We start from the raw sequence: 18,211 nt of genomic DNA on the forward strand, positions 1-18,211 counted from the left end.
CAGGCATCCCCCCTCAGAACCCGGCCCAGATCCGGGCCATGTGGTCTTCGACGATGGCCTGGTAGCTGCCGTCTTCCTGGATCGAACGCAGGCCCTTGTTGATCATTGCCAGCATTTCACCCGCGCGCGGATGGGTCTTGTGCACCACCACATAGATGCCCAGCACCGACAGCGGCTGCGGCAGAACCGTGAACTGGTCGGCAATGCCCGCCTCCTTCATCACGCTGCGGCCGGTGAATTCGTTGATCGCCACCGCGTCCGCCTCGCCCGCGGCCACCATGTCAAAACAGTCCTTCACCTTGTGCGGCTGTTTCAGGGTGATCTTCTTGTCGGCAATCCAGCGGCGGCCGCGCTCATCCAGATCAAAGGTCAGGTAACCCGCGGGGCGGCACAGGGTCTTGCCCTCGATGTCACTGTCGCTGGTGAACACAAACGGCCGGTCCTTATGCGCAAACAGCAGCATCAGGGTTTCGAACATCGGCTCGGAGAAGTGGAAATGCTGACAGCGGTAGCTGTCGGGCATGGTTTCGCAGTCAGGCTTGTACCAGGGGAAGCCCAGGTCCAGCAGCGCATTGGACAGCAGCGGGTCGAAGTGCGAGGACCAATCGTTGACCCAGTGGATGGCATAGCCCTCAGCCGGGGCGGCCTGGGTCATCGCTGCATTCACCACTTCGGTGATCAGGCCGCCGTTGTGGGACGCCTTGGAGGTGAAAGGCGCGTAGTCATCGCCAGTCAGAAGATTGATCTTCTGGCGCACCGCCGCGTTGCCCGGCGCCACCTTGACCGGCACCGCAGCAGCAGGCGCGGCGGCGGTGATTTCCTTGCCGCCCGGCAAGCCCAGAGGCAGCCCTTCGAGGCAGGCGAGAGACAGCTTCATGCCAACCCGGATCGCGCCAGGTTTAGGGCCAATCTGGTCGATGTTGCGGTTGTGGATGGCACTCCACTTGCCCGCGTCCTTGTAGAGTTTGTCGGCAATCACCGACAGGCTGTCGCCGGATTGCACGGTATAGATACCACCGCAGGTTTCGGCAGCGGCGGACGTGGCAAAGAGGCCGGACAGCCCGATGGCGGCGGCAGCGAAAAAGGTCTTCATGATCCCCCCGGAAGTGTGCAGCACCTGATCCGCAGAAATGGCGGGTGGCGCCTATTGTATTGATTTCTTGTTGATTGAGGTCCGCGGGCAGTGCGGCTGCCCGCGCGGCAGCGCCGTTCTGGCGCCGCAGCTGACGGGTCTTAGTTTCCGACGAACAGCGCCAGCAGCGTTGCGGTATCCACCCGCCCATCGGCGCCGATCAGGCTGGCCGGGACGGAGATTTCCTGACGCTCATAGGCGCCGTTCACCAGCTGGTCGATATAGGCCGCGGACTGGCCCTGCGCGGCAGCGGTCAGCACCATCTTGTAGAGCGCCGAGCCCTCTGCAGGCGCAGCCTGGACTGAAGCGGCGGGCTGAGCCTGCTTACTGCGCAGCGCTGCCAGCGTGCCTTCGGTGATCCGGGCGACCAGCGCGTCCTCGCCGCTGGCGGCAGTGCCCTCAAGCCCTGCCGCTGCTGCGGCACCAGCCGGGACCGCTTCCACGTTCTGCTCCACCGGCACTGCCACGGCCTGAACAGCCTCTGCAGCATCGCTGCCGCCGAACTGAAAATAGAGCAGCATCGCAGCCGCCACCGCAAGGCCGGCCGCCGCCAGACCCAGCTTGGGCAGCGCCGAGGGGCCTTCAGCCGCCACAGGCGCGAACTGCTTCGGTTCGGGAGCGGCTTTCGGCTCCGGCTTCGCAGGTACTGAGCTTTTGGCCGGCTGGCCTGACTTGGCGGCCTGGACCGCGCTGGCGGCGGCGCTGGAAGCGGGCTTTGCCTTGGCGGGCTCAGGGTGTGCCGCCACAAGCCCGATCTTGATATTCTTCGGAGCTGACACCCCGTCAATCCGCACTGCCTTGCCGCGCGCCTCACCCGGCTCAGCCGCCGGTTGCGCGTCCGCTTTCAGCTTCAGCATAGAAAACTGTCCCCCTGCCCCATGCCACTTATTGAAATGACGTTTTAAATCTACATGGAATTAACGAATTCTTAACCAATTGTAGAAAACCGGTCAACATCTAGAGGAATCCGATCCTGCAGGACACAAGGCATTTCCCGGAAAAAGTGTGAAAAATGCCATAACATCATCGCAAAAAGGACAACGCCCGGCGCGTGGCCGGGCGTTGCGTGCAATTCAGAGGTGAGGAGCGGCTTACCCCAGCGCGCTGTCGCAGCGGCCGCAGACGCCCTCATGCCCGTGGCTGCCGACATCCGGCAGGATCTTCCAGCAGCGCTGGCACTTGCCGCCGTCGGCCTTTTCAAACACCACCGACACGCCGTCCACTTCCGGCATCCGGAAGGCTTCGGCGGGGGCCGGGTCATTGGTCAGCGCGATGTCCGAGGTGATGCAGATATCAGCGAAATTCACCGATTTCAGCGCCGCCAGCGCCTCACCGTCGCGCACATGCACCACCGGAGCGGCCTCCAGCGAGGCGCCGATCACCTTGTCGGTGCGCTGCACCTCCAGCGCCGCGGTCACCACCCGGCGGGCCTGTCGGATCTTGGACCACTTGGCGGCCAGCGGCTCATTCAGCCAGTCGGCAGGCGTCACCGGGATGTCCTGCAGGTGCACGGAGCTGCCCTCACCCGGGTATTTCTCCAGCCAGACCTCTTCCATGGTGAAGACCAGGATCGGCGCCAGCCAGGTGGTCAGGCGGTGGAACAGGATGTCCAGCACGGTGCGCGCGGCACGGGCGTTCAGGGTGTCGCCGTCGCAATAAAGCGCATCCTTGCGGATATCGAAGTAGAAGGCCGACAGGTCGACGGTGGCAAAGTTGAAGACCGCCGAGAACACGCCCTGGAAGTCAAACGACTGGTAGCCGGTGCGGACCTTGTGATCCAGTTCGGCCAGACGGTGCAGCACCCACTGCTCCAGTTCGGGCATATCCGCAGGCTCAACCCGCTGATCCTCGCTGAAGTCACCCAAGGAACCCAGCATGAAGCGCATGGTGTTGCGCAGGCGGCGGTAGCTGTCGGCGGTGCCTTTCAGGATTTCCGGGCCGATCCGCTGGTCGGCGGTGTAGTCGGTCTGGGCCACCCACAGGCGCAGGATGTCGGCGCCGTACTGTTTGACGACCTCTTCCGGCACAATGGTGTTGCCGAGCGACTTGGACATTTTCATGCCCTTCTCGTCCAGCGTGAAGCCATGGGTCACCACATTGCGGTAAGGCGCGCGGCCCTTGGTGCCGCAGGCCTGCAGCAGCGAGGAGTGGAACCAGCCGCGGTGCTGGTCGGTGCCTTCCATGTAGACGTCGGCGATGCCGTCCTCGGTGCCGTCTTCGCGGTCGCGCAGCACAAAGGCATGGGTCGAGCCGCTGTCGAACCACACGTCCAGCACGTCGAATACCTGATCGTAGTCATCCGGGTCCACGGAGTTACCCAGCACCCGCGCTTTGAAACCATCCTGGTACCAGACGTCGGCGCCGTGCTCTTCAAACTCTGCGACGATGCGCTTGTTCACGTCTTCGTTGCGTAAGAGGAAGTCCGCATCGGTCGGCAGCGCACCCTTCTTCGTAAAGCACGTCAGCGGCACGCCCCAGGCGCGCTGGCGCGACAGAACCCAGTCAGGGCGGCTTTCGATCATCGAATGCAGGCGGTTGCGGCCGGTCTGCGGCCACCATTTCACCAGTTCGTCGATCGAGCGCAGGGCACGTTCGCGGATGCTGCTGCCCATCTCATCCATGCCGTCGTCCAGCTTGCGGTCGACGGAGGCGAACCACTGCGGCGTGTTGCGGTAGATGATCGGCGCCTTGGAGCGCCAGGAATGCGGGTAGCTGTGCTTGATCTTGCCGCGTGCCAGCAGGCCGCCAACCTCAACCAGCTTGTCGATGATGGTCTTGTTGGCATCGCCCTCGCCGCCCTTGCGGTTCAGGATATAGGTGCCGCCGAAGAACGGCAGGTCGGCCCGGAAGCCGCCGTCGTCCATCACGTTGTAGGTGATCATCTGCTCCAGCATGTTCAGATCACGGTAGAGTTCGAATTCCTCCATGCCGTGGCTGGGGGCGCAGTGGACAAAGCCGGTGCCTTCGGTGTCAGTCACGAAAGGCGCCGCGCGGAAGTCGCGGATACCGTCCCATTCGCCGATCGAGCCTTCGGCACCGTGCAGCGGGTGGGTCAGGCCGACGCCTTCGAGATCGGAGGCAGGAACATCGGCGACCCGGGTGTACTGGTCCTCGCTCAGGCGCGCGCGCTTGAACACCTCAGCCGCCAGATTGTCGGCCAGGATATACTTGTCACCCACGGCGGCCCAGCATTCATCCGGGGTGCCGGTGACCTCATAGAGGCCGTAGGCAATGTCTTTGCCGAAAACCACGGCCTTGTTCGACGGGATGGTCCAGGGGGTGGTGGTCCAGATCACCACCTGGGCGCCGGCCAGCTTGTGATCTGCAGGTTCGGCAACCTTGAACTTCACCCAGATGGTGAAGCTTTCCTTGTCGTGATACTCCACCTCGGCCTCAGCCAGGGCGGTCTTTTCGACCGGCGACCACATCACCGGCTTGGAGCCCTGATAGAGCGTGCCATTCATCAGGAACTTCATGAACTCGTCAGCGATAACCGCCTCGGCATGGTAGTTCATGGTGAGGTACGGATCATCCCAATTGCCGGTGATGCCCAGACGCTTGAACTCCTCGCGCTGGATCTCGACCCAGCTGTCGGCAAAGGCGCGGCATTCCTGGCGGAACTCGACAACCGGCACCGCATCCTTGTTCTTGCCCTTCTTGCGGTACTGCTCCTCGATCTTCCATTCGATCGGCAGGCCGTGGCAGTCCCAGCCCGGCACGTAACGGCTGTCAAAGCCCATCATCTGATGGGAGCGGACGATCATGTCCTTGATAGTCTTGTTCAGCGCGTGGCCGATGTGCAGGTGGCCGTTGGCGTAGGGCGGGCCGTCATGCAGGGTAAAGGGCTTGCGTTCCGCGTCGCCGCCCTTGGCCGCGACGGCCTTGTCGCGGAGTTTGTCGTAGACGCCGATCTGGGCCCAGCGTTCCAGCCAGGCGGGCTCGCGCTTGGGCAGGCCTGCGCGCATCGGGAAATCGGTTTTCGGCAGGTTCAGGGTGTCTTTGTAGTCAGGCGTCTGGGGCGTGTCGGCGCACATCGGGGGCGTCCTTTGGATGATCAAGGTCGGAAATTGGGATATTCGGTTCGGCGCGATGGCTCAAGCGCCTTTGCCCGGCGGCTCAAGGGTTTCAGAGCGCCGGGGATATAATTCGAATAATGATGGCCGCGAATAGGGACATGAAGCGCCTTATAGGACGGGCGCGCGGGAGGGTAAAGCGGCAGATGTGCCGCATTTTGATGAGGGCAGCGGCAGATACGCCTTCCCTCTTCCGCTTCCGCCGCCTTCACCCTATCTAGCGGATGATGGCAGGCCGGAGCAGACAATGACCGACACCGAAACACAGAACCCGCTGGCACGATTCGAGATCACCGCAGAGGAGATTTCCCGCGTGGTGGCGGTGTTCTACATGCAGGTTCGTGCGGACGACGTGCTGGGGCCGGTGTTTGCCGCCCATGTCACCGACTGGCCGGAACATGAAGAGAAGATTGCGGGCTTCTGGCGCAATGCGATCCTGCGCGAGCGCAGTTACAGCGGCAATCCGATGCGGGTGCATGTCTCACGTCCCGACGTGAAGGCAGAGCATTTCCCGCTTTGGCTTGGGCTGTTCCACCAAGTGCTGCGGGCGGAGCTGCCAGAGCGTACCGCGCTTCAATGGGGCGCCTTGGCCGACCGCATCGGCGAGGGCTTCCGCACTGGCGTGGTGGCCATGCGCCAACCCAAGAACCAGCCGCCTAAACTGTTCTGACAGCGCCTATTTTTCTTTTGAAAACAATCCCGTCAGCGCCCGCTGCACCACTTTGCGGGTGCTGGGTTTATGCTGCGCAGAGAACGGCATCGGGCGGCAGACCTCCATCGCGGCAATGCCGACACGGGCCGACAAGGCGCCGTTGACCAGCCCCTCGCCGAAGCGGCGGGAAAGCTTGGACAGCACTGACCCGCCCAGCACCGGCTCCAGCAGGTCATCGCCAGCGGCCACCGCGCCGGTGGCAGCCAGATGCGCCAGCACCGCGCGAGTCAGCCGCCAGGAGCTGAAGAACCCGGGGCGGCCGCCATAGATCCCCGCCACCCGACGGATCATCCGCAGCGAGGAGACCAGCGCCGTCAGGATATCCGCCAGCGCCATCGGCACCAGCGCCGTCACCGTCGCAACCTGCCGGGCTGCGGCCTCCACTTCGCGCAGGGCAATGGAGTCCAGCGGCACCAGCAGCTCTTCCTCCGCCAGCAGGAGGAGCGCGTCGCCATCCATCACCTCCACCTGCCGCTCTGCCAGCCGTGCCTGATGCCAGCTCAGGTCCTCGCGCCCGTTGTAGAAAGCTTCCAGCCGGGTGGTGAAGACGCGGGCGGCGGTCAGATCCGCAACCTCTGCTGCCTGATGGCGCAGCGCATCGACGCGGCGCAGCCGGGAGAGTGCGGCCAGTTCGCGCAAGACCATCGCCAGCGCCAGCAGCAGGAGCACCCCCAGCCCGGCTGTGACGGCCCAGCCCAGCACCGGCACCCGTGCAATCAGGCCGGCGGCAAAATCCCAGGCCGCGACCGAGGCCATGGCGCCAATGACGGCAACCAGCAGCGCCCAGAACCAGCGGGCCAGCCGCGAGGGGCGGCGCGCCGCAATGCGGGCGGCCTGTTCCATCGCGTTTGGCCGCGCTGCCATCGGTACGGGATCGGCCACCGGCGGCGCCTCTGCGACAGAGGGGGCGTCAGCCTCCTCCTCCAGATCAAACAGGACCGGCTTGTTACTCATGCCGCGGCCTCCTGTACTGCGCGCCACTCATAAGTGAAGTCAGGCAGGCCCTCTTCATTGCCAGAGCCATCGCCGCGGGCAACCTCGGCAAACCCCTCCCGCAGATAGAACCGCTGCGCCCTTGTATTGGCGGCAAAGGTGTTCAGCACCAGCCGCGGCGCTTCCGCCTTGGCCGCATCCAGCAGCATCTTACCCGCGCCTTGGCCGCAGGCACCGGGAGCGAGGTAGAGAGAGCAGACCTCCTGCTCCTTGCGGGCGAGGAAACCCAGAACTGCCCCGTCCCGCTCCGCCACGGTCACCCAGCCCCGGTCAATCATCATGCCGCAGAACATGATCGTTTGGGCCGATGAATAGAGCTTGGGCATCCAGGCGGTATCTTGCTGGAAGCGGTAGAGAATATCACCGGTCGCCCCCGCATCGAGAGGTGTGGCTGGGCGCAGGCAGAGGGTCACAGGGCATCTCCAATCAGGAAGTCTGCGGCGCGGTCGAGGCGGATATGGGGCGGGCCGCTGCCGTGTTTCAGGGTGAGCGGCGCGGGTGCAAATGCCATCGACTGGTAGTCGCCTTCCAGCCAGCGTTCAGCGCCTTGCCGCGCTGGGGTGAGCAGCTGGGCCGGGTCTTGCGGCAAAGCCCCAGGGTAAAAGGCCGCCTGCTTGCCGCTGTCCAGCAGGGTGCCGCGCACGCAGGGCAGTTCGCTGCCGTTGTGGGATCGCATCTCCTCCGTTGTGGTGCGCAGGGAGGCCAGCGCCAGCGCCGCGGTCTCAGCGCCGGCAAAACGCGCACGGTCCTGCGCCTCGCGGGTCAGGGCCTCGATGATGGCGGTCATCTGTGGATGCTGGGCGTGGTGCAAATGGTCGGCCTTGGTGGCGGCAAACAGGATCTTCTCCACCCGTTTGCCACCCAGAAGCCGGGTCAGAAAATGGTTGCGGCCCGGTTTGAAGGCGCTGAGGATATCCGTCATTGCATGGCGAAGATCCTCCACCGCCTGCGGGCCGGAGTGGATCGCCGAGAGCGCATCGACCAGCACCACCTGCCGGTCGATACGGGCGAAGTGATCGCGGAAGAAGGGTTTGACGACCTTGGATTTATAGGCCTCGTAGCGCCGCTCCATTTCCCGCCACAAGCTGCCGCGCGGCGGGCTGGCCTCAGCCGGAAGCGGGGCGAAGGTCAGCACCGGCGAGCCTTCCAGATCGCCGGGCAGCAAAAAGCGGCCGGGGGTGCAGTCATAGAACCCGGCGGTGCGGGCGGTTGTCAGGTATTCCGTGAAGGCGGCGGCGAGCGCCTGAGCTTGCGGCTCCTCATGTGTCCCAGCGGGGACAGCCTTGGATTCTTCGGCCAAGAAGCGGGTCGCCTGCGGGCGGCTGGCAATGCGGGACAGCACATCGGCAGACCACTCAGCGTAGGTTTTGTCCAGCAAGGCCAGATCCAGCAGCCACTCGCCGGGGTAGTCGACAATGTCCAGATGCAGCGTGCGCGGCCCCTGCAGGCCTGCCAAGAGGCCCGCGGGCCGCACCTTGAGACTGAGACGCAGCTCGGAGACCGCCCTTGTGCTATCCGGCCAATGGGGTGACGGCCCGGTCAGCGCCGCGAGGTGGTTTTCATAGTCGAACCGCGGCACGGTGTCGTCAGGCTGGGGCTGCAGGAAGGCGGCCTCGATCCGGCCCTCGCGCGCGGCGCCAAGCTGCAGCATCCGGCCCCGGTCCATGAGGTTGGCGACCAGCGAGGTGATGAATACCGTCTTGCCGGAGCGCGCCAGACCGGTGACGCCGAGCCGGATGGGCCGGTCGAACAACGCTGCGGAGAAGCCGCTTGTGACGCTCTCCACCCCGTTCATCACCCCGTCTGCAAGGGAGGTTATCACCAAGGCCCTGATCCTGCTCTGTTCTTGCTGAGCACAAGATAGGCAGCATCCCGCCGGGATACCAGAGCGCACGCGGGGCTTGCCCCGGCTCGGCCCTGTTGCTACTTGCCCGGCCATGCCGCGTTTTGCTTTGAAAGTCGAATACCACGGGAAGCCTTTTGCCGGCTGGCAAAGGCAGAAGGAACTGCCGTCTGTGCAGGGCGCGATCGAGGCTGCGCTGGCACGGCTGGAGCCGGGGGAGCACACCATTGCCGCCGCCGGGCGCACCGATACCGGCGTGCATGCGCTGGGACAGGTGGCGCATTGCGATATGGCCAAGGAATGGGACCCGTTCCGCCTGTCTGAGGCGCTGAACTACCACCTGAAGCCCGATCCGGTCGCCATCGTCGATTGCACCCGGGTGGACGACGACTGGCACGCGCGGTTCTCAGCTGTGGAGCGGCAGTATCTGTTCCGCATCCTGATCCGCCGCGCACCTGCCACCCATGACGCGGGCCAGGTCTGGCAGATCAATCACGATCTCGATGCGGAGGCCATGCAGGAAGCCGCCAACCATCTGATCGGAAATCATGATTTCACCACCTTCCGCTCCTCGATCTGCCAGGCGGCAAGCCCGGTCAAGACGCTGAATGAGCTGCGGGTGGAGCGGGTGCAGGGGTTCTCCGGGCCGGAGATTCACTTCCACGTCCGCGCCCGCAGCTTCTTGCACAACCAGGTCAGGAGCTTTGTCGGCACGCTGGAGCGGGTCGGTGCCGGAGCCTGGGAACCGGCGGACGTGAAGGCCGCGCTGGACGCTTGCGACCGCGCTGCCTGCGGGCCGGTCTGCCCCGGGCACGGGCTGTATCTGGCGCGGGTGGGATACCCGGACGATCCCTTCGGCTGAAGCTTGAAATCCGGGGGGGGTGCCATCCGTACACCCCCTGTGCACCCCCTGTGCACCGGGCCGCTGCCACACCCCTGCCATTCTATCGCCACACCCCTCCCTCACACTGACGCAGGACCTGACCAACCGGCAGCGTTCCTGCGGCGGCACTGCGCGCGGCGGGGCTGCCCAAATACACGAAGCAGAGACCCCGAATGCCCGCTACAGCCAAACCGCCCCTTCTGGCCGTCCTGATCGACGCCGACAATATCTCTGCCAAATACGCCGAGGCGATGTTCGAGGAGATCGCCTCCTTTGGCGAAGCCAGCATCCGGCGCATCTATGGCGATTTTGCCGGCGGCGGCCCGCAGGGCTGGAACAAGGAGAAGCTGGCGGCACTGGCGATCGTGCCGCATCAGCAGTTTGCCAATACCACCGGCAAGAACGCCTCTGACATTGCGCTGGTGATCGACGCGATGGACATCCTGCATTCCGGCCGCTTTGACGGCTTTGTGCTGATCTCCTCGGACAGCGATTTCACCCGGCTGGCCAGCCGCATCCGCGAACAGGGGGTGGATGTTTTCGGCATGGGGATGCGCAAGACGCCCGCGGCCTTTGTGCAAGCCTGCAAACGGTTCATCTATGTGGAGAACCTGCTGGAGGAGCCGGCAAAGACCAAGCCGAAGCCCAAGAAGGAAGAGGGCAACGGCAATGCGCCGGCGGAGTTGGCGGACCCGACCAAGCTGGTGGTGCGGGCAATGGATGCGATCGGCCAGGAGGACGAGTGGTTCACCCTGGGCCAGATCGGCCAGTATATCACCGCGGCGTTTCCGGATTTTGACACCCGCAGCTATGGCAAGCGCAAGCTGAGCGAGCTGATTGCAACGCTGAAGCTGTTTGAGACCAAGCGCGGCGAAGGCAACCAGATCCTGGTGCGGCGGTTGGACTGAGGTTGCGATTACCGTCTTTCGTTTGCGCGCAAACCGTGGCTTAGTCCCGTCAAAGGGACGCGGCGACGGGAGGAACGCGCATGGCAATGCTGATCAGCATCGGCCACGACGGCTGGTACACCGAGGAACAGCTGGCGGAGGAACTGCGGGCGATGGCGCCCGGCGCCGATATCCGGCCGATATCAGCCCCCGGCAATCTGGATGAGGTCACGGTGCTGGCAGTCTCCGCGCTGAAGGGAGATCTGCCTGCGCAATTGCCGAACCTGAAGCTGGTGCAGAAACTGGGCGCCGGGGTGGACACCATCGTGGCGCACCCCAGCCTGGCAGCGCATGTGCGCGTCGCCCGGCTGAGACCGCTGGAGCCGGCGCATGAGATTGCGGAATTCTGCCTGGCCTATGTGCTGCGCGATCAGCGCAACATGCTGGCCCATGCGGCCTCGCAATCCCGCAGCGCCTGGGAGCCGCGGGCGCCGGGGCGCCCGCAGGAAACCACGGTGGGTATTCTGGGCCTGGGCCATATCGGCGGCCTGACGGCGCAGCTAATGCGCGACTTGCGGTTCCGGGTGCTGGGCTGGAGCCGCTCGCCCAAGGAGATCGAGGGTGTGGACTGCTGCCACGGCGATACGGCGCTGGTGCAGATGCTGGGCGAATGCGACTATGTCTGTTCGATCCTGCCCTCCACCCCCGCCACCCGGCAGCTGATGAATGCGGACACACTGGCGGCGATGAAGCCGGGCGCGGTGCTGATCAACGCGGGCCGCGGCGATCTGGTGGATGAACCGGCGCTGCTGGCGGCTCTGGACAATGGCACGCCCGGCCATGCGGTGCTGGATGTGGTGAGCAAAGAGCCGCTGCCCGCGGACAACCCGCTGTGGTCGCATCCGCAGGTCACCCTTACGCCGCATGTGTCCGGCTGGCATCTGGGTGACGCGCTGAAGGACGTGGTGGAAAACCTGCGGCGGCTGGAGGCGGGCGAAGACCTGCTGCACGAAGTGGACCGCGAACGGGGGTATTGAGCCCTGGCAGGCTAGGGTCAGGATCGGTAATCCGGGTTCTCGTAGTCGAACCGGCAGCCCGCGGACCAGGCGTTACGGTCGTTGCCTTCGTTCGGGTAACCGCCCGCGTCGCGCAGCATTGCCGCCAGATGCATCAGGTTCCAGGTCATGATCGTGGTGTTGCGCTGGGTGAATTCATTTTCGGAACCCGCGGGCTTGCCCTCTACCTCGTCGCCATAAGACGGCCCCGGCCCGGCCTCGCCGATCCAGCCGCAATCGGCCTGCGGCGGGATGGTGAAGCCAAGATGGCTGAGCGCGTAGCAGATTGTCATTGCGGTGTGCTTGATGCCGTCTTCATTGCCGGTGATGATGGTCCCGCCGGTCTTGCCGTAGAAGATCGACTGCCCCTTATCGTTCAGCTCGCCGCTCATACCGTAGAGGCGTTCGATCAGGACGCGGCAGACAGAGCTTTCCTCACCCAGCCAAAGCGGCGTGCCGATCACAAGGATCTGCGCTGCCAGCACCTTTTGCCACAGATCGGGCCAGTCGTCCTGCGGCCAGCCGTGGCCTGTCATGTCCGGGTAGACGCCGGGCGGCACCGTGTGGTCGAGCATGTGCAGATGCTCCACCTCCACGCCGTTCTTTTCCATGATGGCGGCAGAGGCGTCCATCAGCAGGCGGGTGTGGCTTTTGCTGCCGTCTTTCTTGAGGGAGGTATTGATGAAAAGGGCCTTGAGGCCTGAGAAACCGGTCATTTCTGCTGCTCCTGTCCGGGCTGCGGGTTCCGCCCGGAGTGTAGAGCGGCGCCAGCCGCTGGACAGCGGTCTGGCGCAATTGTGACCATCTGTGCATTTTGCCCTGCGCGCACGTGGCGCGTCAGGGCAGCCGGATCAACTGATGAAATCCTTATACCCGGCCTCATCCATATAATCGTCCATCGGCGACAGGTCCGACGGCTTGATCTTGAAGAACCAGGCGTCGCCCTCGGCGTCCTCGTTCACTTTGCCGGGGTTGTCGGCCAGCGCCTCGTTCACCTCGACGATCTCGCCGTCCAGCGGGGCGAGAATGTCGGAGGCGGCCTTGACCGATTCAATCACCACGATCTCGTCATCCTTGGAGACTTCGGTGCCCGGCTCGGGCAGCTCGACATAGACCACTTCGCCCAGCTGCTCGGCAGCGTGGGCGGTGATGCCGACGGTGATCAGGTCGCCCTCGGGCAGCAGCCACTCGTGTTCCTCGGTGTATTTCATGGGGATGTGTTCCTTCGAAGAGGCGTGGGTTTTCAATGTCTCTGGCCGCCGGAAATGGCGCCGCACATGGCAAGGGAGCCCCTCGCATACGCGGGTATACGGTATCAACGGGGGGGCCGGGCGATCAAGACGGCAATTCACCCGGGGATGGAGAATTTGCTGCCCTGCCACGAGTCAGAACAGGTTGAAATACTCCGCCTGCTCCCATTCGCTGACGGTATCAAGGTAGCGTTCCCACTCAAAGGTCTTGAGCTGCAGCAGGTAGTCAGCAGTGTCCGCGCCCAGCGCCTCGCGGCAAAGCGTGGAGTTTGCGAACCCGTCCAGCGCCTGGCCCAGCGAGCGCGGCAGGCGGTCGGCGTCTTCGCTGTAGGGCGACAGGGTGGGTTTCGGGGCCTCCAGCCCCTCCCGGATGCCGGCAGCACCTGCGATGATCTGGGCGGCGAGCGCGTAATAGGGGTTGGCGGAGCTGTCGGGGGCGCGGTTCTCGATCCGACTGGCGGGGTCGCGGGGCTGCATCAGCGCGCGCAGCATGGCACCGCGGTTGTCCTCGCCCCAGCCGATGCGGCTGGGGGCCAGCTGGAACGGCAGGTAGCGTTTATAGCTGTTCACCGTGGGGGCGATCAGCAAGGAGGTCTCGGACGCGTACCTCAGCAGGCCCGCCATCCAGGCGCTGGCGGGCGGGCTGAGCATCCCGGCGGTTTCCGGCATGAACAGGTTGCGGCCCGTGGCCAGATCCTGCAGCGACTGATGCACATGCCAGCCGTTGGCCATGGCATTGTCCAGCCGCGGCTTGGCCATGAAGCTGGCGTGCAGACCGTTCCGGGCGCAGACCTCCTTGACCATTGTGCGGAACATCACCATCGCGTCGGCCTGCGCCATGGCGCCGTCGGGGGCAAAGGTGAACTCGACTTGGCTGGGACCCATCTCGATTTCCACCGAGCGCACCGGCAGGCCCAGTTTCTGGGCGTTGCGGCGCAACAGATCCAAGATGCCTTCCGCCTCGCCATAGCGGGTTTCGGTCAGATACTGGTAGCCCTGCGTCAGGTTACGGGTCTGCACCGGGGCGCCGGGGCGGGTGGCCTGGGCATGAGCGTCCGCCTTGTCGGCCAGCTCAAACAGGTGGAACTCCACCTCCAGCCCGAAGGTGGCGGCCATGCCTTGCCCCGCCAGCATCTCCACCTGCTGCTGCAGCACCGCGCAGGGGGCAAAGGGGATGGGCCGACCGTCCGGGTAGACCGGGGTGCAGAAGATCCAGGCGGAATGGCCGGACCAGGGCAGCGCGCGCCAAGTGTCCGGGCGCGGCACCAGCAGCACGTCGCCCGCCCCCTGCATCGGCCCGGCCAGATCGGCGCCCTCCTCCCACACCGGGAAGGCGGTGCGGTGCGAGGTGTCCTTGAGCAGCAGGGTTGCAGGCACGTTGAGGCCGCGGTCAAAGACGGAAGCAAAAGCTTCCGCCATCACCGTCTTGCCGCGCAGCAGCCCGTGCTGGTCGGGGAACAGCACCCGCACCGTCTCGATTCCGTCGAACTGGGCGCGGGAGGTGATTTCCGCCGCCTTGCGGCAGTCCTCAGGTGACAGCAGCCCCAGGCGGGCCAGTTTGCCGGATGTGAAATCTTGTGCCATGGGCGGCCTCTCGGGTGTGGAGCTAATTGAAATTGCACCGGAAACACCTGCACGTCCAGCCGGCGGCGGGATTTGCCGCAACCCGTTGCGCAATCTGGATATTGCGGAGGTTTTGCGCCTTGACAGCGTTCGCAAAGCGAACATTGTTGCCAGCATTCGCACAAAACTGCTGCAGCCAGCGGTGACTACAGGATCAGAACGGGACGGCCAGGTAATGACAGCGGCAGATCAGGACAGGAATATTTCGTCGAGCTTTGCCAAAGGGCTGGCGGTTCTGGCGGTGTTTGACGCAGAGACTCCCAGCATGACCCTGGCAGAGATTGCCCGGCGCAGCGGCCAGGACCGCGCCACCGCCCGCAGGGGCGCGCTGACGCTGGTACAGGCGGGCTATCTGCGCCAGGACGGTCGGATGCTGTCCTTGACGCCGCGGGTGCTGGCGCTGGCGGGCGGGTTCCTGCAGGCCAACCAGTTCGGCCGCCGGGTGCAGCCGGTTCTGAACCGCCATGCCCGGCAGATGCAGATCGAGGTGACGCTGGCGATGCTGGATCAGGGCCGGGTGCTGCTGCTGGCGCAATCCACTGTCGAGCACGGTCATGTCACCTATGGCTTCACCGCTGGGTCGCATATTCCGCTGGCCCACACCAGCCTGGGGCGGATGCTGCTGGCCGGGCTGCCGGAGGAAGAGGCAGCGGCGGGGCTGGCGGAAACGGACCTGCCGCGCCACACCGAGGCCTCCCTGACCGATCCCGCTGCCATTCTGGACCGCGTGGGTGAAGCCCGCGCGCAAGGGTATTGCCTGACGGACAGCGAGTTCGAGGCCGGGATCACCGGCTATGCAGTTCCGGTGTCACGTCCCGGCCAGACGCCGATTGTGGCTGGGTGCTCTGCGCCGCGGGGCCAGCAGCCGGAGGCGGATGCCGAGCGGCTGCTGCGCGGGCTGCAGCTGTGCGCGGCAGAGCTGCGCCAGGCGGAAGCGGTGGATCACCTTTAGGGTCCTGACCCGAAGCAGCACCTTGCAAAGCCCCTGCCCTGCGTTAGGCTGAGGCCAGTGATTTCCGCAGGAGCATTTCGATGATGAAACAGACTGCATTGGCAGCGGCCCTCTGCGCCGCGCTGGCCCCGGCTGCAGGCGCCAAGGGCGTGGAAGGCAAGCAGGTCACCGTGCTGGGCCGCGATTGGGTGGTGGCCCCGGTGGAAGACGCCCCGGGCCGCTACAGCGCCACCCGCACCAACCGGGAGCATCTGGCCTTCCGTCCGCCCGCGGTGCTGACCGCGCGCCAGGCGGTCCGGGCCATTCGCACCGCCACCGGCTGCAGCGTCAACTTGGACACGATGGTGCGCAACATCACCGGCACCTATTACGCCCAGGTGATCTGCCGCAAATAGGCACTCCCCTGACGCTTGTGCGGTTTAGCAGCGTTTTTCTGAAACATCCTCTTGGGAAATGTGATCATTTTCCGGGAGCCCATGGATTGAGCGGTGCCGGAGCGCCTGCCATAGATTGCGCATGAAACTTGCTATCAACGGATTCGGCCGCATCGGCCGCGCCATCCTGCGCCAGATTCTGACCACCTCGCGCGGAGACGGCATCGAAGCGGTGCGGATCAATGATATCGCGCCCTTGGACATGTGCGCCTATCTGTTTCAGTACGACAGCACCTTTGGACCTTTTGCCCATCCGGTAGAGCATTGCGATGACGCGCTGCAGGTGATGGGGCGGTCCATCCCGGTGAGCCACGAGCCCGATTTAACCAAGGTGGATCTGTCCGGGGTCGATCTGGTGCTGGAATGCACCGGTATTGCGCGGACGTCCGATGTGGCGGAACGCGGATTGAAAGCGGGCGCTGCCAAGGTACTGATCTCCGGCCCCTCCCCCGCGGCTGAACTGACTGTGGTGCTGGGCGCCAACGAGGAGACGCTGGGTGATGCGCGGATTGTCTCCAACGCCTCCTGCACCACCAACGGGCTGACACCGCTGGTCAAGCTGCTGGACGGGATCGCCGGGATCGACACCGCGCATATGACCACAATCCATTGCTACACCAACTCGCAGCCGATGGTGGACGCGCCGCGCGGCGATTTTGCGCGCTCGCGCGGCGGCGCGCAGTCGATGGTGCCGACCACCACCTCTGCCATGCATTTGATCGACGAAGTGCTGCCGCATCTGAAAGGCCGTGTGAGCGGCGCGGCAGTGCGGGTGCCGACGGCCAGCGTGTCTGCCATTGATCTGGTCGCACATCTGAAAACCCCGATGAACGAGGCAGAGTTCACTGCTGCACTGCGCGAGGGCGTTGCCGCGTCAAAGGTGCTGGGCTGGACCGATATGCCGCTGGTGTCCTCCGACCTCAGGGCGCGGCCGGAGTCGCTGGTGATTGCCGGGCCGGAAACCCGCATGGCCGGGGACGCCCAGGTGCGGGTGTTCGGCTGGTATGACAATGAATGGGGCTTTTCGGCACGGATGCTGGATGTGGCGCGGCTGATGGCCGGGTAGACCGGACGCTTTGCACCGCCCTTGCTGCAAGCCCGCCGCCGGCGGGCTTTGCTATTCCTGCGGGCAGCGCCGTTTGCCTGCCAGACGGATCCAGCGGAAGATCAGCGTCAGCGCCAGCATGCAAACGGCCAGGCCAATCAGATCGCCGGCGGCATAGACCGCCATCACCGGCAGCTGATCGCCGGGAAAGATCAGGCCGGAGAAGACCACCGACTGCCCCGACGAATTGATCAGGGAGGCCAGCGCGCCAACCGCCAGCAGGCTGGTCCAGGCAATCCGCCGCTGCTGGCCGGCGTACAGGTTCCACCCGAACATCCTGGCAATTTCAAAAGCCGCAAAGGCTGAAACCGCACTGACAGCGATGGATTGCAGCAGCACTGATTCCATAACCTGCCGCACACCGGCGTCGGTGAATATCAATTCAGAGAGGAAAGCGCCTGCGGCCAGCGGCAGAACCGCCCGCCAGCCCAGCAGCCAGACCGCCAGCACCCGCACCCCGTGCGGCAGGTAGACCAGGCTGGCAAAGACCGTCACCTCCGGCAGGAAAAGACCCTGCACAGGTGTGACCACCCAGGCGGTCAGCCCGTGGCAGATAACATAGGCGGCCGTGATCACCGCAAAACTTTGAAGGCCAGCAAACAGCTGAAAAACTCGTCTCATGCCGCCCCCTTTAGACAGGAGCGGAGAAACCTGCAATCCGTGGAATGTATGAATGACGCAGCGCCGTCACTTTGCCGCAGAATCGAAGCTCACCACATAGTGCTTGGCCTTGCTGCCGCCGGCCCGTTTGATCAGTCCCAGCTCGAGCAGCGATTTCAGCGTGCGGTGGAATGTGGCCTGGGCCAGCCCCTGGACCAGCCGGTGATTGCGGATCTGTTCGGATTGCACCGGCTCACCCGGCGTCCTTGTCAGCGCATTTGCCGCCAGCAGCACATCGCGTTCCGACCGGCTCAGGCTGTCCAGTCCAAGGTCACGCTCCATCTGGTGAAGCATGTCGCGAAGTTCGAATATTGGTCTTAACCGGTCCAAAACCGCTCTCCTGGGTCCTCAACACCTGCATCCCGGCCTGTCCCGGGAGAAATGATACCACGCAACTTTATCAAACTGACAATTATATGGACAGTAAAATCATGCGTGGTATCATTCCAGTCAGGCTGGCTGCTTTGTGAGTGGTGGCTGCGCCTGACGTTACTTTTGTTCTTTGTTAAACAGTGACAGCTCCGGCGGGCCTGCCCGCCGGAGCTGGTTTAATCTATCACACACCTCCTTTGGCTTGCCAATCCTCATTGCCCGCGAGGCCGGTAACAC

18 protein-coding genes are annotated in these 18,211 nt (G+C 64.5%); 7 read left to right on the forward strand and 11 right to left on the reverse strand.

What is annotated here, in order from left to right:
• Positions 1-13: 13 nt before the first annotated feature.
• The 3 genes from GC1_RS15285 to ileS all read right to left on the reverse strand — a co-directional run bounded on the left by GC1_RS15285 (position 14) and on the right by ileS (position 5,166).
• Positions 14-1,093, reverse strand: a complete 1,080-nt coding sequence (locus tag GC1_RS15285; RefSeq protein ID WP_019298119.1) for a transporter substrate-binding domain-containing protein — start codon at positions 1,091-1,093, stop codon at positions 14-16.
• A gap of 140 nt (positions 1,094-1,233) precedes the next feature.
• Positions 1,234-1,989: a hypothetical protein gene (locus GC1_RS15290; protein WP_019298120.1), complete on the reverse strand. Its 756-nt coding sequence runs from the start codon at positions 1,987-1,989 to the stop codon at positions 1,234-1,236.
• A gap of 234 nt (positions 1,990-2,223) precedes the next feature.
• Positions 2,224-5,166, reverse strand: coding sequence for an isoleucine--tRNA ligase (gene ileS, locus GC1_RS15295; RefSeq protein ID WP_019298121.1), 2,943 nt, complete (start codon positions 5,164-5,166; stop codon positions 2,224-2,226).
• 286 nt (positions 5,167-5,452) lie between these two features.
• Between ileS and GC1_RS15300 the strand changes: the two genes are divergently transcribed.
• Entirely contained in the window at positions 5,453-5,875 is a 423-nt protein-coding gene (locus tag GC1_RS15300) for a group III truncated hemoglobin (RefSeq protein ID WP_019298122.1), read from the forward strand.
• Between the two features lie 6 nt (positions 5,876-5,881).
• Here the strand turns inward: GC1_RS15300 and GC1_RS15305 are convergent, their stop codons facing one another.
• Genes GC1_RS15305 through GC1_RS15315 form a run of 3 tightly spaced genes read right to left on the reverse strand, consistent with a single transcriptional unit; the run spans position 5,882 to position 8,735 of the window.
• Positions 5,882-6,871, reverse strand: a complete 990-nt coding sequence (locus GC1_RS15305; RefSeq protein WP_019298123.1) for a YcjF family protein — start codon at positions 6,869-6,871, stop codon at positions 5,882-5,884.
• Positions 6,868-7,323 carry a GNAT family N-acetyltransferase gene (locus GC1_RS15310; RefSeq protein WP_019298124.1) on the reverse strand — a complete coding sequence of 152 codons (456 nt, stop codon included), beginning with the start codon at positions 7,321-7,323 and terminating at the stop codon, positions 6,868-6,870. Before GC1_RS15310 ends, GC1_RS15305 begins: the two co-directional genes overlap by 4 nt.
• The gene (locus GC1_RS15315; RefSeq protein ID WP_019298125.1) at positions 7,320-8,735 is read right to left on the reverse strand and encodes a YcjX family protein; all 1,416 of its coding nucleotides are present in this window, start codon (positions 8,733-8,735) and stop codon (positions 7,320-7,322) included. Before GC1_RS15315 ends, GC1_RS15310 begins: the two co-directional genes overlap by 4 nt.
• Before the next feature lie 112 nt (positions 8,736-8,847).
• Here GC1_RS15315 and truA point away from each other — a divergent pair, with 112 nt between their 5' ends.
• The 3 genes from truA (at position 8,848) to GC1_RS15330 (ending at position 11,560) form a co-directional block, all read left to right on the forward strand.
• Positions 8,848-9,615 carry a tRNA pseudouridine(38-40) synthase TruA gene (truA, locus tag GC1_RS15320; protein ID WP_019298126.1) on the forward strand — a complete coding sequence of 256 codons (768 nt, stop codon included), beginning with the start codon at positions 8,848-8,850 and terminating at the stop codon, positions 9,613-9,615.
• A gap of 194 nt (positions 9,616-9,809) precedes the next feature.
• Positions 9,810-10,544: an NYN domain-containing protein gene (locus GC1_RS15325; RefSeq protein WP_019298127.1), complete on the forward strand. Its 735-nt coding sequence runs from the start codon at positions 9,810-9,812 to the stop codon at positions 10,542-10,544.
• Between the two features lie 80 nt (positions 10,545-10,624).
• The gene (locus GC1_RS15330; protein ID WP_019298128.1) at positions 10,625-11,560 is read left to right on the forward strand and encodes an NAD(P)-dependent oxidoreductase; all 936 of its coding nucleotides are present in this window, start codon (positions 10,625-10,627) and stop codon (positions 11,558-11,560) included.
• A 17-nt stretch (positions 11,561-11,577) separates the two neighbouring features.
• On the opposite strand, the gene GC1_RS15335 is transcribed toward GC1_RS15330, so the two are convergent.
• The 3 genes from GC1_RS15335 to GC1_RS15345 all read right to left on the reverse strand — a co-directional run bounded on the left by GC1_RS15335 (position 11,578) and on the right by GC1_RS15345 (position 14,412).
• Positions 11,578-12,294 (reverse strand): flavodoxin family protein, encoded by a 717-nt coding sequence (locus GC1_RS15335; RefSeq protein ID WP_019298129.1) that lies wholly within the window; start codon positions 12,292-12,294, stop codon positions 11,578-11,580.
• Positions 12,295-12,429: 135 nt separating this feature from the next.
• Positions 12,430-12,789 carry a glycine cleavage system protein GcvH gene (gene gcvH / locus GC1_RS15340; protein ID WP_019298130.1) on the reverse strand — a complete coding sequence of 120 codons (360 nt, stop codon included), beginning with the start codon at positions 12,787-12,789 and terminating at the stop codon, positions 12,430-12,432.
• Positions 12,790-12,963: 174 nt separating this feature from the next.
• Entirely contained in the window at positions 12,964-14,412 is a 1,449-nt protein-coding gene (locus tag GC1_RS15345) for a glutamine synthetase family protein (protein WP_019298131.1), read from the reverse strand.
• Between the two features lie 214 nt (positions 14,413-14,626).
• Between GC1_RS15345 and GC1_RS15350 the strand changes: the two genes are divergently transcribed.
• From GC1_RS15350 to GC1_RS15360, 3 genes are all read left to right on the forward strand, one after another.
• The gene (locus GC1_RS15350; RefSeq protein ID WP_036762673.1) at positions 14,627-15,403 is read left to right on the forward strand and encodes an IclR family transcriptional regulator domain-containing protein; all 777 of its coding nucleotides are present in this window, start codon (positions 14,627-14,629) and stop codon (positions 15,401-15,403) included.
• Positions 15,404-15,483: 80 nt separating this feature from the next.
• Positions 15,484-15,798, forward strand: a complete 315-nt coding sequence (locus GC1_RS15355) for a hypothetical protein (protein ID WP_019298133.1) — start codon at positions 15,484-15,486, stop codon at positions 15,796-15,798.
• Between the two features lie 121 nt (positions 15,799-15,919).
• On the forward strand, positions 15,920-16,903 hold the full coding sequence (locus tag GC1_RS15360; protein WP_029205022.1) for a type I glyceraldehyde-3-phosphate dehydrogenase: 984 nt from the start codon (positions 15,920-15,922) through the stop codon (positions 16,901-16,903).
• 51 nt (positions 16,904-16,954) lie between these two features.
• Here the strand turns inward: GC1_RS15360 and GC1_RS15365 are convergent, their stop codons facing one another.
• Positions 16,955-17,563: a hypothetical protein gene (locus tag GC1_RS15365; protein WP_019298135.1), complete on the reverse strand. Its 609-nt coding sequence runs from the start codon at positions 17,561-17,563 to the stop codon at positions 16,955-16,957.
• 66 nt (positions 17,564-17,629) lie between these two features.
• Positions 17,630-17,932, reverse strand: a complete 303-nt coding sequence (locus tag GC1_RS15370) for a hypothetical protein (RefSeq protein WP_029205023.1) — start codon at positions 17,930-17,932, stop codon at positions 17,630-17,632.
• Between the last annotated feature and the right edge of the window lie 279 nt (positions 17,933-18,211).

It is taken from the genome of Leisingera sp. ANG1 (assembly GCF_000203975.2).
Classification (GTDB): domain Bacteria; phylum Pseudomonadota; class Alphaproteobacteria; order Rhodobacterales; family Rhodobacteraceae; genus Leisingera.